The organism is Geodermatophilus sp. SYSU D00697 (genome assembly GCF_054050175.1).
In genome coordinates this window covers 45,035-58,491 of sequence record NZ_JBJGYV010000029.1, presented here as the reverse complement: position 1 = coordinate 58,491, position 13,457 = coordinate 45,035, and the positions used below count along the sequence as shown (strand labels likewise).

Below are 13,457 nucleotides of genomic sequence, written 5' to 3'. Positions count from 1 at the left end.
CCCGAGTCGCTCAGCGGCTACTCGCGCTCACCGCCGCCATCTGGCACAACCGGGCCACCGGCCAGCCAGTCACCCGCTCCCTGATCGCCTATGACCACTGACCGGACTTCGGACTTACTCGTCTAGGGGCCGCTGCAGGCCGGAGCCCCGCGACCCCGGGGGTGACGGTCAGCGGCATGATCGTTCCCGTGACGACCCCCGCGGAGCGGCTCGACGCCGTGCGTGCCCGCATCGCCGCCGCCGCCCGGGCCGCTGGGCGCGACCCGGCCGCGGTGTCCCTGCTCGCGGTGAGCAAGACCTGGCCCGCGTCCGCCGTCCGGGAGCTGGCCGCCTTCGGGCAGGAGGACTTCGGCGAGAACCGCGCCCAGGAGCTGACCGCCAAGGCCGCCGAGCTGGCCGGCCTGCCGGTGCGCTGGCACTTCGTCGGCCAGTTGCAGCGCAACAAGGCCGCCGCGGTGGCCCGTCTGGGCGCCGTCGTCCACTCGGTGGACCGGCTCTCCCTCGCCGGGGCGCTGGCGCGGGCCGGCGTGGAACTCGGCCGCCCGGTCGAGGTCTTCGTGCAGGTGGACCTCGGCGGCCCCGAGGGAGAGCTCGCGGCGCGCGGCGGCGCCGACCCCGCCGAGGTCCCCCGGCTCGCCGACGCCGTCGCCGCCGAGGAGGGCCTGCGGTTGCGCGGACTCATGGCGGTGGCGCCCCGCGACGCCGACCCCGGCCCGGCCTTCGCCCGGTTGGCAGAGCTGGCCGAGCGGGTGCGGGCCGACCACCCCGGCGCGGGGGAGATCTCGGCCGGGATGACCGCCGACCTCGAGGCGGCCATCGCGGCCGGCAGCACCCTCGTGCGTGTCGGAACCGCGCTCTTCGGGGAGCGACCCCTACCCTCCCCGGAGGACGAGTCACACCAGTCACACGGGCCTCACCAGCCCGCGTGATCGACGCGAGCACCGCTCGTGGAACCGGAGGGGGAGGGCCGATGGCCGGAGCCATGCGGAAGATGGGCATCTACCTCGGGCTCGTCGAGGACGACGACGCCCGCGCCTACGGCCGGTACGACGCCCGGCAGTCGGACCACGCCGACCGGTACGACCGCATGGACGGCCGCCGCTACGACCGGTACGCCTCGGAGGACCGCTACGACGACCGCTACGCGGAGGTCGGCGACCGCTACACCGACACCGACTACCGGTCCGAGGGCTACCGCGAGTCGGACTTCCGGGACTCGGACTACCGCGACCCCGACTACCGCGACCCCGACTTCCGCGACCCCGACTTCCGCAAGGGCGACTACGACGCCGACCGCCCGGCCGACCTGCCCGAGCCCGACCCCGAGCCGGTCGCCCTGCCGCGCCGCGTCGGGTCCACGCGCAACCTCGGTCTCGCGCCGGCCACCCCCGGCCCCTCCCGTCTCGGGGGCCTGTCCGGCACGGGCGCCGGCGGCACCTCCGGCACCGGGCCCGGCGGGTCCACCGCGGCCGGCCTGGCCACCGCGGCCGCTGCGGAGCCGGCGCCCGCCCCGGCGCCCGCGCCCGCACCCGCTCCGGCGCCGCAGCCCTATCGGATCACCACCCTGCACCCGAAGACCTACAACGAGGCCCGCCAGATCGGGGAGGCGTTCCGGGACGGCAGCCCGGTCATCATGAACCTCACCGAGCTCGACCACGCCGACGCGCGGAGGCTCGTCGACTTCGCTGCGGGACTGATCTTCGGGTTGCGCGGTAGCATCGAGCCCGTCACGAACAAGGTGTTCCTCCTCAGCCCGAGGGACGTCGACGTGACGGCCGAGGACAAGGCGCGGATCCGCGAGGGTGGGTTCTTCGACGAGTCCTGAGGCCACCGGCAGGACTGGACCGGCACGCGTGGTGCCCTGAACGAGCGAGGACCGTGGCTCTCTTCTGGCAGATCGTCTCGTCGGTGCTGCTCGTCTTCCTCGTCCTGCTCTTCGCGCGGTTCGTCGTCGACTGGGTGATGGTGCTGGCGCGCAGCTGGCGTCCCTCCGGCATCGTCGCCGCCGGTCTCGAGGTCGTGTACGCGACCACCGACCCGCCCTTGAAGGCCGTCCGGAAGGTCATCCCGCCCCTGAACCTGGGCACCATCCGGTTGGACCTCGGGTTTATGGTGCTCCTGATTGCCGTGTACATCCTGCGTGGCATCACGACCTCACTCGCCGCCACCGCGTGACCCCTGAACCTGCCGGGGAGGGCGACGCCGGGGGCTGGGTGCGGTCCGCCGTCGCTCGCCCGAGAACGTCCCTGTTCCCGCTGTCCGACCCGAGGTGACCCCGATGCCACTGACGCCTGCCGACGTGCACAACGTCGTCTTCAAGAAGCCGCCGATCGGCAAGCGGGGCTACGACGAGGACGAGGTGGACGCGTTCCTCGACGTGGTCGAGGCCGAGCTGGCGCGGCTGATCGAGGAGAACAACGAGCTCCGCTCGGGCTCGGCCACCGGGCGCACGCCGCGCGCGGAGGCCCCCGAGCCGCCCGCGCCGGCCGCCGCGCCGCCGCCCCCGCCCGCCGCCGCTCCCCGGGAGGACGACAGCGCCCGGGCCTCGCGCATGCTCGCCCTGGCCACCGAGACCGCCGACCGGTACGTCAACGAGGCCAAGGCCCAGGCCGACCAGATGGTCGTCTCCGCGCGCACCAACAGCGAGCGGATGGTCACCGACGCCCGGGCCAAGAGCGAGCAGATGGTCAGCGAGGCCAAGATGCGGGCCGACTCGATGATCAGCGACGCCCGCACGCGCGCCGACACGATGGAGCGTGAGGCCCGCGCCAAGGCCGCCGCCCTGGACCAGGACGCCGAGCGGCGGCACACCGAGGTCATGGGCTCGCTGGAGGAGAAGCGCAGCAGCCTGGAGCGCAAGATCGAGGAGCTGCGCACCTTCGAGCGCGAGTACCGCACCCGGCTGCGGTCCTACCTCGAGTCCCACCTGCGCGACCTCGACAGCCGCGGCTCGGCCGAGCCGGCCTCCAACAGCCGGCAGAACCAGCACGCCCCCGCCTGAGCACCCGCCCCTCCCGGTGAGGGGTGACCGACGGGCCCCCGGACGACGTCCGGGGGCCCGTCGTCGTTCGCTGTGTCGGTGGGGGCCGGGCGCACCGCGTGCGGGCCCGGCTACAGTCTGCGCGTGATCTTGGCAGCGGGCCTGCTGGTGCTCATCGGCCTCGGGGCGCTCGTCGGCGGGCTCGCCACCGGCGTCACGGCCCTGTACTGGGCCTGCGTGGCGGCCTGTGCCCTCGCCGCCGTCCTGCTGGTGCTGCTGCGGGTCGGGACGGCCCGGGAGGCGGCCGCCCCCGACGCCCGCGAGCTCGACGCCCCGCCCCGCTCACCGGAGCCGGACCGGTGGGTCCGGGAGGAGCCGCGGACGCCGGCGCACGGCCGGCCGGCGGTGCGGGCCCAGGACCGGCTGCCCTCCGAGGAGGCCCCGGTCGCCCAGCCGATGGCGGAGTTCGACGACGACGGCCCGTCCACCGGCGCACACGCCGCCGTCCCGCGCCAGGCGACGGCCGACGGTGAGCCGGCCGAGGAGGACGTCGAGGTGACCGACCTGCTCCTGGTGGTGGACCTGCTCGACGAGGTGCTGGTGGTCGACGAGCACCCCCGCTACCACCTGCCCGGCTGCCCGCACCTGGCCGGGCGGACGGCGGTGCCGCTGCCCATGACCGAGGCGCGCGCCGACGGCTTCACCCCGTGCGCCACCTGCGGGCCGGTGCACCACCTGGCGCAGACCGAGCGCTCCCGCCGGTCCACCCGCGGGCACTGAGGACCGACCCCCGGAAGGACCCCGTCCCACCCACCGCTCGCACGCTCGCGGCGTCCCCTGGACGCGGCCTTCGAACCGCTCGCGAGCTCGCGGCGGTGCCCTGGACGCGGCCGGCTCAGCTCGCGGCGCGGGAGATCCAGAAGCGCGACCCGGACGGGCCCTCGACCCCCTCGCCGTCGCCCGCGGTGCCGGCGTGCACGCGGACGGCGAGCACCTCGTCGGCCACCTGGGCGCCGTGCTCGGTGAGGGCCCGGGCCATGGGGGAGTCGGGGGCGTCCCCGGCGGTCCACCACAGCTCGATGCGGTCGCTGACGGCCAGGCCGCTGCTCTTGCGAGCCTCCTGGACCAGCCGGACCGCCTCGCGGACCAGGCCGGCCCGCTCCAGCTCCGGGGTCAGCTCCAGGTCCAGCGCCACGGTGAGCCCGCCGCCGCTGGCCACGGTCCACCCCTCCCGGGGGGTCTCGGTGACGACGAGGTCGCCCTCCTCCAACGGCACGGGGGCCCCGTCGACGTCGACGGTCGCCGTCCCGGCCCGGTAGGCCGCCACCAGCGCGGTCGCGTCGGCCGCGGCGACGGCCTTGGCGACGGCCTGCACCTGCTTGCCCAGCCGACGGCCCACGGCCCGGAAGTCGACCTTCACGCTCACGTCGACGAGGTCGCCGCCGACCGCGGAGAGGTCCATCAGCGCGGCCACGTTGAGCTCGTCGGCCACCTCGGCCACCAGGTCCCGGGGGAGGTCCGACCAGCCCGGCGCGGAGACCACGGCGCGGGCCAGCGGCTGGCGGGTGCGCACCTTGGCCGACGTCCGCGCCGAGCGGCCCAGCTCGACCAGCCGGCGCACGAGCGCCACCTGCTCGACCAGCCGGTCGTCGCGGGCCGCGGCGTCCACCTGCGGCCAGGACGCCAGGTGCACGCTGTCGACCGCGTCCGCCAGGCCCGGCGCGACCGCCCGTGCCCAGACCTCCTCGGTCACGAACGGCGTGAAGGGGGCCATGAGCCGGGTGAGGACGTCGAGCACCTCGTGCAGGGTGGCCAGCGCGGCCGGGTCGCCGTCCCAGAACCGGCGGCGGGAACGGCGCACGTACCAGTTGGAGACGTCGTCGACGAACTGGGCGAGCAGCCGGCCGGCGCCCTGCGTGTCGAAGTCCTCCAGCGCCGCGGTCACGCCGTCGGTGACCGCCGCCAGCTCGGCGAGCGCCCAGCGGTCCAGCAGCGGCCGCTCGGCCCGCGGCGGGGCCGGGTCGCCGGCCGGGTCCCAGCCGTTGGTCTCGGCGTAGAGGGTGAAGAAGCTCGCCGTGTTCCAGTAGGTCAGCAGGACCTTGCGGACCACCTCGGACAGCGTCTCGTGACCCACGCGCCGTGCCGACCACGGCGAACCCCCGGCGAGCATGAACCAGCGGACGGCGTCGGCGCCGTGCCGGTCCATCAGCGGGATCGGCTCGAGGATGTTGCCCAGGTGCTTGCTCATCTTCCGGCCGTCCTCGGCCAGGATGTGGCCCAGGCACAGCACGTTCTCGTACGAGCTCCGGTCGAACACCAGCGTGCCGACGGCCATGAGCGAGTAGAACCAGCCGCGGGTCTGGTCGATCGCCTCGCAGATGAACTGCGCCGGGTAGGCCGCCTCGAACTCGGCCTGGTTGCGGTAGGGCGCGCCCCACTGGGCGAAGGGCATGGAGCCGGAGTCGTACCAGGCGTCGATCACCTGCGGCACCCGCCGGTAGGTGCCCTCCTCGCCGGGGCGGGTGAAGGTGACCTCGTCGATGAACGGCCGGTGCGGGTCCAGGCCGGACAGGTCGCGGCCGGTCAGCTCGGAGAGCTCGGCCAGGGACCCGACGACGACCATGCGGCTCGGGTCGGCGTCGTTGCGCCAGATGGGCAGGGGCGTGCCCCAGTACCGGTCGCGCGACAGCGCCCAGTCGACGTTGTTGCGCAGCCAGTCGCCGTAGCGGCCCCACTGGATGTGCTCGGGGTGCCAGGAGGTCTTCTGGTTCTCCGCGAGCAGCTGGTCCTTGACCGCGCTGGTCCGGATGTACCAGGACGGCTGCGCGTAGTACATGAGCGGCGTGTGGCACCGCCAGCAGTGCGGGTAGCTGTGCTCGTAGCGCTGCTCGCGCCACAGCACCCCGCGCCCGGCCAGGTCGGCCACCAGCTCGTCGTCGGCGGCCTTGAAGAACCGGCCGCCCACCATCGGCACGTCGGGCAGGAAGTGCCCGGTGGAGTCGATCGGGTTGACCACCGGCAGCCCGTAGCCGCGGCAGACCGCGAGGTCGTCGGCGCCGAACGCGGGGGACTGGTGCACCAGGCCGGTGCCGTCGTCGGTGGTGACGTAGTCGGCCAGGACGACGAAGTGCGCGTCCTCGCCCTCGGGGAAGTCCACCAGCTCGAACGGCCGCTGGTAGTGCACCCGCTCCCACTCCCGGCCCGTGGTGCGGGCCAGGACCTCGACGTCGTCGGTGTCGCCGAAGACGGCGCCGAGCAGCGGCTCGGCGACGACGAGGGTGTCCTCGCCACGCCGGGCGACGACGTAGGTGACGTCGGGGTGGACGGCGACGGCGGTGTTCGACGGCAGCGTCCAGGGCGTCGTCGTCCAGACGAGCAGGTCGGCCCGGCCCGCCCACTCGCCGCTGGTGACCGGCAGCCGCACGTAGACCGACGGGTCGGTGATCGACTCGTAGCCCTGGGCGACCTCGTGGTCGGACAGGCCGGTGCCGCAGCGCGGGCAGTAGGGCGCGACCCGGTGGTCCTCGACCAGCAGGCCCTTGTCGAAGACCTGCTTGAGCGACCACCAGACGCTCTCGATGTAGGCCGGGTCCATCGTCCAGTAGGCGGTGGACAGGTCGACCCAGTAGCCCATCCGGCGGGTGAGGTCGGAGAAGTCGGAGACGTGCCGCTCGACCGACTCGCGGCAGCGGGCGTTGAACTCGGCGATGCCGTACCGCTCGATGTCCGGCTTGCCGGCGAAGCCCAGCTCCTGCTCGACGGCGATCTCCACCGGCAGGCCGTGGCAGTCCCAGCCGGCCCGGCGGGGCACGTGCCAGCCCTGCATGGTCTTGAAGCGGGGGAAGACGTCCTTGAACGCGCGGGCCTCGATGTGGTGGGTGCCCGGCCGACCGTTCGCGGTGGGCGGGCCCTCGTAGAAGTTCCACTGCGGGCGGCCGGCGGATGCCTCCAGGGAGCGGGCGAAGACCTTGTCGGCCTCCCAGCGGCCCAGGACGTCCTGCTCGAGGGCGGGCAGGTCGACCTGCGGGGGCAGCGCGCGGAAGGGACCGGGAGAGCTCACGCCCCCCATTGTCCCCGAGGCGTCGACCGGGTCGTGGAACGGCTCCGCAACGGGGGTACGGGAGACTGCGGAGGTGGTCAGGGGCGCGCGGTGAACACGACGGTCACCCTCGGGCTGGCCCTCGGCGCCGTCGTCGTCCTGGTGGCCGCCGTCGCGCTGCGCCTGGCCGACCGGCTGGGCCTGCCCAGCCTGCTCCTCTACCTGGCCCTCGGCGTCCTCCTCGGCGAGAACGGCCTGGGCGTCGAGTTCGAGGACGTGCAGCTCACCCAGACCCTCGGCGTGGCCGCGCTCGTGGTCATCCTCGCCGAGGGTGGCCTGACCACGCGGTGGAACGACGTCCGGCGGGCGATCGGTCCCGGGCTGTCGCTGGCCACCATCGGCGTCCTGGTGAGCGTCGGCGTCACCGCGGCGATCGCCGTCTGGCTGCTGGACTTCTCCTGGGCCTTCGCCCTGCTCCTCGGGGCGGTGATCGGGTCCACCGACGCGGCGGCGGTGTTCGCCGCGCTGCGCCGGCTGCCCCTCCCGCGCCGGCTGGCGGCCTCCATCGAGGCCGAGAGCGGGCTGAACGACGCCCCCGCCATCCTGCTGGTGACGGCGCTGGCGACCTACCTGACCGGCGAGCGCAGCGAGCCGTGGTGGCTCGTCGGGGTGGAGATCGTCGCCGAGCTCGTCGGGGGCGCGGCGATCGGGGTCGCCGTCGGGCTCGGGGGCGCGGAGCTGCTGCGCCGGGTCGCGCTGCCGCTGGCCGGGTTCTACCCGCTGGCCACGCTCGCGCTGTGCGTGCTGGCCTTCGCCCTGGCCGACCTGGCGCACGCGTCGGGGTTCGTCGCCGTGTACCTGGCCGGGGTGGCGCTGGGCAACCGTGCGCTGCCGCACCGGTCGGCGAGCATCGGCTTCGCGGAGGGCATGGCCTCCCTGGCGCAGATCGGCCTGTTCGTCCTGCTGGGGCTGCTCGTGTCGCCCACCCGCCTGGACGAGGCGCTGCTGCCGGCGCTCCTGGTCGGCGGGGCGCTGCTGCTCGTCGCGCGGCCCGCGTCGGTGCTGGCCAGCCTGGTGTGGTTCCGGATCCCGCTGGCCCAGCAGGCGTTCATCTCCTGGGCCGGGCTGCGCGGCGCGGTGCCCATCGTGCTGGCGACCTTCCCGGTCGCCGCGGGGGTGGACGGCGCGACCCGCATCTTCGACACGGTCTTCGTGCTGGTCGTCGTCTTCACCCTGATCCAGGGCTGGTCGCTGCCCTGGGTGGCCCGGCGGCTGCGGATCGCAGCACCGGTGACCCCGCGGGACATCGACGTGGAGTCCGCACCGCTGGACGAGCTGGACGCCGACCTGCTGCAGCTGACCGTGCCCGCCGGGTCCCGCCTGCACGGCGTGTACCTGCCCGAGCTGCGGCTGCCCGAGGACGCCGCCGTGGTGCTCATCGTGCGCGACGGCCGGTCCTTCGTGCCCGGCCCGACCACCCGGCTGATCCGCGGGGACCAGGCGCTGCTGGTGTCGGCCCGCCGGTCACGCCCCGAGGCCGAACGCCGGCTGCGCGCGGTGAGCCGCGCCGGGCGGCTGGCCACCTGGCGCGGGGAGACCGGCCGCGCCACCGAGGCCGATTGACCTGTCGGCCCACCGGCCGACACCGCCACCAGGTGCCGTTCCCGGCCGCCGCGGAGCCCACCCCGTGTGCCCGTCGGGAGGTCCTCCGGACCCCCGAGACCACGTGCCGTTCCCGAGTGCTCACGCGGCCGGACGAACGAAGGCCCCCCTCGCGGTGTGCGAGGGGGGCCTCGGTCGAGGAGAGCGGGCTCAGCCGTTGAGCTCCAGGGTCTGCGTCGTCTCGGCGCGGACCTCGGCGAGCAGGGCCGGGTCGTCGGCCAGGCGGCGGCCGTAGGACGGGATCGCCTCCTGCAGGAGCGGCCGCCAGCGGTCCACCCGCTCGGGGAAGCAGCGCTCGAGCACGGTGAGCATCGCCGAGACCGCCGTCGAGGCGCCGGGGGAGGCGCCCAGGAGGCCGGCGATGGTGCCCTCGCCGCCGACGACCAGCTCGGTGCCGAACTGGAGGACGCCGCGGCCGGTCTTCGGGTCCTGCTTGATGACCTGGACCCGCTGGCCGGCGGTGATCATCTCCCAGTCCTGCTGCTCGGCCAGCGGCACGAACGCGGTCAGCGTCTCGTGCCGGGCGCTGCGCGACTGGAGCAGCTCGCCGACGAGGTACCGGGTCAGCGCCATCTCGGTGCGCGCCACGCCCAGCATCGACCCCAGGTTGTTCGGCTTGACGCTCAGCGGCAGGTCGAACACCGAGCCGGCCTTGAGGAACTTCGGGGAGAAGCCCGCGTAGGGACCGAACAGCAGCGAGTGGTCCCCGTCGATCAGCCGGAGGTCCAGGTGCGGGACCGACATCGGCGGGGCCCCGACGGCCGCCTGGCCGTAGACCTTCGCCTGGTGCGCCGAGACCAGCTCCAGGGACCGGGTGCGCAGGAACATGCCGCTCACCGGGAAGCCGCCGAAGCCGCGGATCTCCGGGATGCCGGCCTTCTGCAGCAGCGGCAGCGCGCCGCCGCCGGCACCGACGAACACGAAGCGGGTGCGGACGGTGCGCTCCTCGCCGCTGACGGTGTCGCGGACGGTGACCGTCCACCGGCCGTCGGTGCGCCGCTCCGCGGCCGTGACCCGCTGGTTGACGTGCACGTGCACGCCACGGTCCTCGGCGGCGGCGAACAGCAGCCGGGTCAGCGAGCCGAAGTCGACGTCGGTGCCGGCAGTGGCCCGCGTCGCGGCCACCACCTGGTCGGCCGGGCGCCCGGCCATCATCAGCGGCACCCACTCGGCCAGCTCGGCGGCGGCGTCGGTGTACTCCATGCCGGCGAACAGCGGCTGGGCGGCCATGGCCTCGTAGCGGGTCCGCATGTACGTGCGGCCCGCCTCGCCGGTGACGAAGCTGATGTGCGGGACCGGGGTGATGAACTCCTTGGGCGACCCGGTGAGGCCGGCGCGGACCAGGTGCGACCAGAACTGCCGAGACACCTGGAACTGCTCGTTGATGGTGAGGGCCTTGGTGACGTCGACCGTGCCGTCCGGCCCGGCGGGCGTGTAGTTGAGCTCGCAGAGGGCCGCGTGACCGGTCCCGGCGTTGTTCCAGGCGTCGGAGCTCTCCCCGGCGACCCCGGGCCCGGACTCGAAGACGGTGACGCTCCAGTCGGGAGCGACGACACCGAGCAGCGACGCCAGGGTCGCGCTCATGATGCCGCCGCCGACCAGGACTACGTCGGGGTCGGTGGCGGGGGCGAGATCGGTGGACACGACGGCCTTCCGTGCTCGGGGGAGGAGCTGTACCTACCAGGTAACGGCCACTGACAGCCCGAACATGTCACCCGCCGTGGTGAGTTGTGTCGCACGGAGTCATGAGATGGATCACACCTCGTTCGAGTTGCGCCCCGCTCCCGGCGGCGGCCGGAGGGGCCGGCGCCGCGGCTATCGTCGGTCGGGCGGCGGTGACCGGCCGCGACCGGACCGACCGAGGAGCCCTGCTGTCCGAACCCCGTGACGCCCGGCAGGACGGCGCCCCAGCGGTCCCGGCACCGCGGCGTCCGCGCACCCGGCTGCTGCTCCTGCTGGCCGTCGTGGTCCTGGCCCTCGACCTCGGCAGCAAGCTGCTCGTGGTCGCCACGATCGCCCCGGGGGAGGACGTCCGCGTCCTGGGGGGCGTCGTCTACCTGACCCACGCGCGCAACACCGGTGCGGCGTTCTCCTTCGCGGAGGGCTTCACCGTCGTCTTCACGCTGATCGCGGTCGCCGTGGCGGTCGTCATCGTGCGCACCGCGCGCCGGCTGTCCTCGGCCGGCTGGGCGGTGGCTCTGGGGCTGGTCCTCGGCGGGGCGGTGGGCAACCTGGTCGATCGCGTCTTCCGGGCCCCGGGCTTCCTGCGCGGCGGCGTCGTCGACTTCGTCTCCGTCTTCGCGCCCGACGGCCGGGTGTACCCGATCTTCAACGTGGCCGACTCGGCGATCGTGTGCGGCGGCGTCCTCGGGGCCGTGCTGGCCCTGCGCGGCGTCGAGTTCGACGGCTCCCGGTCGGCGCCCGGGCGGGCGGCGCGCGACGCGGGCCCTGCGGGCGACTGACCCGGTCCCCTCCGGGGCGCCGCCCCGGGTTCGCGAGGGGTGGGGAGGAGGGGGGCCCTGCTCTGTCACGATGGAGCCGTGACCAGTCCCGCGGGCCAGCACCGGGCCCTCCCGGTGCCGGACGGGCTGGAGGGCCAGCGGGTCGACCAGGCGCTGTCCCGGCTCTTCGGCCTCTCCCGCAGCGCCGCGGCCGACCTCGCCGACGCCGGCGTGGTGCTGATCGACGGGCGGGTCCGCGGCAAGGGTGACCGGGTGAGCGGCGGGAGCTGGCTGGAGGTCGAGCTGCCCGGGCCGCCCGGGGAGCCGGTCGCCCCCGAACCGGTCTCCGGCCTCACCGTCGTGCACGACGACGACGACATCGTGGTGGTCGACAAGCCGGTGGGCGTCGCGGCGCACCCGAGCCCCGGCTGGGAGGGGCCCACCGTGGTCGGCGGCCTGGCCGCGGCCGGCTACCGCATCTCCACCTCCGGAGCCGCCGAGCGGCAGGGCGTCGTCCACCGGTTGGACGCCGCCACGACCGGGCTCATGGTGGTGGCCAAGAGCGAGCGCGCCTACACCCTGCTCAAGGCGGCGTTCAAGGAGCGCACCGTCGAGAAGGGCTACCACGCGCTGGTCCAGGGCCACCCCGATCCCTCGCGCGGCACGATCGACGCCCCCATCGACCGGCACCCGCGGCACGACTGGAGGTTCGCCGTCGTGCAGGGCGGCCGGCCGTCGGTGACCCACTACGAGGTCATCGAGGCGTTCCCGGCCGCCAGCCTGGTCGACATCGAGTTGGAGACCGGCCGCACGCACCAGATCCGGGTGCACTTCTCCGCCCTGCGCCACCCGTGCGTGGGCGACACGACCTACGGCGCCGACCCGACCCTCGCCGCCCGCCTCGGGGTGGCGCGGCAGTGGCTGCACGCCGTCCGGCTGGGGATCCCGCACCCGGCCGACGGGCGGTGGATGGAGTTCACCAGCCCGTACCCGCCCGACCTCGCCGGCGCGCTGGACGTCCTGCGCGCAGAGGCGTGAACCCGGGCTCCTGATGGACCTGCCCGGGTCTCTGACCGAGTACGGCCCGGCGGCGCTGTCGGCGGTCGTCGTCGCCGGCTACCTGGTGGCCGGCGAGCCCGTGGTCGGGCACGTGCTGCATCGGCGGTTCGAGGGACGGTTGCGCTCCGACGGCGGCGCCCGCCGGTCCTTCTACCGGCGACTGCTGGTCCTGGAGTGGGGGCTGGCGCTCGTCGCGGCCGTCGTGTGGCTCGCCGCGCCGGGTGTGACCGCGGGGGAGGTGGGTCTGCGGTGGCCGCAGTCCCTGCCGGGCCCGCTGTCGGGCGCGGCCGCGGTCCTGGTGGTGGCCTTCGTCGTCCTGTCCACGCGGGCACTGCGCTCGGGCGCGCTGGTCGCGGCTGCGCAGGTGCGCCGGCCGGGGGAGGGGCGGCACGCCGAGCCGCAGGCGCACGCCACGCTGGCGCTGCTGCCACGGACCCGCGCCGAGCGGCGGCTGTTCACCGTCGTCGGGGTCACCGCCGGCGTCTGCGAGGAGTGGCTCTACCGCGGGTTCTTCCTCGCCGTCGTCGCCGCGGTCGCCGGCGGGCTGTCCACCGCCGCGCTGGTCGCCGTCGCCGCCGCCGCGTTCGGCCTGGCGCACGCCTACCAGGGGGTGGCCGGGGTGCTCACCACCGGCGTCCTCGGCGGCGTGCTGGCCGCGCTGTACCTCGACACCGGCTCGCTGCTCCTGCCGGTCGTCCTGCACGTGCTCATCGACCTCCGCTTCCTCCTGGTCCCCGCCAGCGCGCTGCCGGAGAGCAGCCGGTGAGCGGGCCGGATGGCGGGACGGCGCGGGTCGCCACCGCCGAGGACTGGCCCGAGGTGGTGGCCCTGCGCACCCGGGTGTTCGTCGAGGAGCAGGGGGTGCCGGCCGAGATCGAGCAGGACGCCCTCGACGCCGCGGCCGTGCACGCGCTCGTGCGGGACGACGCGGGGTCGGTGGTGGCCACCGGCCGGCTGCTGGCCCGCGGGGGCCGGGCCGTGATCGGCCGGATGGCCGTCGACGCGGCGGCGCGCGGCCGCGGGTACGGCGCCGCCGTCCTGGCCGAGCTGCACCGGCAGGCGGTGCTGCGCGGGCTGCCGGAGGTCGAGCTGCACGCCCAGGTCAGCGCGCGCGGGTTCTACGAGCGGGCCGGCTACACCCCCGTCGGGGACGAGTACGTGGAGGCCGGGATCGTGCACGTCACGATGCGACGCGCCCTCCCCTGACGCGGCCGCGGGGCGGCCGTGACGGATCGGTCCGCCTGTGGCGAGACACCCTTCTGTCGGTGCCCCGGAG

Annotated in this window: 12 protein-coding genes and 1 pseudogene; 11 read left to right on the top strand and 2 right to left on the bottom strand. The window is 74.8% G+C overall.

Annotation, left to right across the window (positions count from 1 at the left end; genetic code table 11):
• From ACI79C_RS20440 to ACI79C_RS20415, 6 genes and pseudogenes are all read left to right on the top strand, one after another.
• Positions 1-101 (top strand): annotated as a pseudogene (locus tag ACI79C_RS20440) (IS982 family transposase); the annotation flags it as partial.
• 87 nt (positions 102-188) lie between these two features.
• Positions 189-929 carry a YggS family pyridoxal phosphate-dependent enzyme gene (locus ACI79C_RS20435; RefSeq protein ID WP_456947522.1) on the top strand — a complete coding sequence of 247 codons (741 nt, stop codon included), beginning with the start codon at positions 189-191 and terminating at the stop codon, positions 927-929.
• Between the two features lie 41 nt (positions 930-970).
• Entirely contained in the window at positions 971-1,825 is an 855-nt protein-coding gene (locus ACI79C_RS20430) for a cell division protein SepF (RefSeq protein ID WP_456947521.1), read from the top strand.
• A gap of 53 nt (positions 1,826-1,878) precedes the next feature.
• Positions 1,879-2,175: a YggT family protein gene (locus tag ACI79C_RS20425; RefSeq protein WP_456947520.1), complete on the top strand. Its 297-nt coding sequence runs from the start codon at positions 1,879-1,881 to the stop codon at positions 2,173-2,175.
• Between the two features lie 103 nt (positions 2,176-2,278).
• On the top strand, positions 2,279-3,001 hold the full coding sequence (locus ACI79C_RS20420) for a DivIVA domain-containing protein (protein WP_456947519.1): 723 nt from the start codon (positions 2,279-2,281) through the stop codon (positions 2,999-3,001).
• A 123-nt stretch (positions 3,002-3,124) separates the two neighbouring features.
• Entirely contained in the window at positions 3,125-3,760 is a 636-nt protein-coding gene (locus ACI79C_RS20415) for a hypothetical protein (protein ID WP_456947518.1), read from the top strand.
• Positions 3,761-3,875: 115 nt separating this feature from the next.
• On the opposite strand, the gene ileS is transcribed toward ACI79C_RS20415, so the two are convergent.
• Positions 3,876-7,040 carry an isoleucine--tRNA ligase gene (ileS, locus tag ACI79C_RS20410; protein ID WP_456947517.1) on the bottom strand — a complete coding sequence of 1,055 codons (3,165 nt, stop codon included), beginning with the start codon at positions 7,038-7,040 and terminating at the stop codon, positions 3,876-3,878.
• 90 nt (positions 7,041-7,130) lie between these two features.
• Between ileS and ACI79C_RS20405 the strand changes: the two genes are divergently transcribed.
• A complete protein-coding gene (locus tag ACI79C_RS20405) occupies positions 7,131-8,642 on the top strand; it encodes a potassium/proton antiporter (RefSeq protein ID WP_456947516.1) in 1,512 nt (503 codons plus the stop codon).
• 189 nt (positions 8,643-8,831) lie between these two features.
• Here ACI79C_RS20405 and mqo read toward each other — a convergent pair whose 3' ends face one another.
• Positions 8,832-10,325: a malate dehydrogenase (quinone) gene (gene mqo / locus ACI79C_RS20400; protein ID WP_456947515.1), complete on the bottom strand. Its 1,494-nt coding sequence runs from the start codon at positions 10,323-10,325 to the stop codon at positions 8,832-8,834.
• A 191-nt stretch (positions 10,326-10,516) separates the two neighbouring features.
• Between mqo and lspA the strand changes: the two genes are divergently transcribed.
• The 4 genes from lspA to ACI79C_RS20380 all read left to right on the top strand — a co-directional run bounded on the left by lspA (position 10,517) and on the right by ACI79C_RS20380 (position 13,387).
• On the top strand, positions 10,517-11,143 hold the full coding sequence (lspA, locus tag ACI79C_RS20395) for a signal peptidase II (protein ID WP_456947514.1): 627 nt from the start codon (positions 10,517-10,519) through the stop codon (positions 11,141-11,143).
• Positions 11,144-11,221: 78 nt separating this feature from the next.
• On the top strand, positions 11,222-12,160 hold the full coding sequence (locus ACI79C_RS20390; protein WP_456947513.1) for an RluA family pseudouridine synthase: 939 nt from the start codon (positions 11,222-11,224) through the stop codon (positions 12,158-12,160).
• A gap of 13 nt (positions 12,161-12,173) precedes the next feature.
• A complete protein-coding gene (locus tag ACI79C_RS20385) occupies positions 12,174-12,947 on the top strand; it encodes a CPBP family glutamic-type intramembrane protease (protein WP_456947512.1) in 774 nt (257 codons plus the stop codon).
• Positions 12,944-13,387, top strand: coding sequence for a GNAT family N-acetyltransferase (locus ACI79C_RS20380; protein WP_456947511.1), 444 nt, complete (start codon positions 12,944-12,946; stop codon positions 13,385-13,387). Before ACI79C_RS20385 ends, ACI79C_RS20380 begins: the two co-directional genes overlap by 4 nt.
• Positions 13,388-13,457 lie beyond the last annotated feature (70 nt).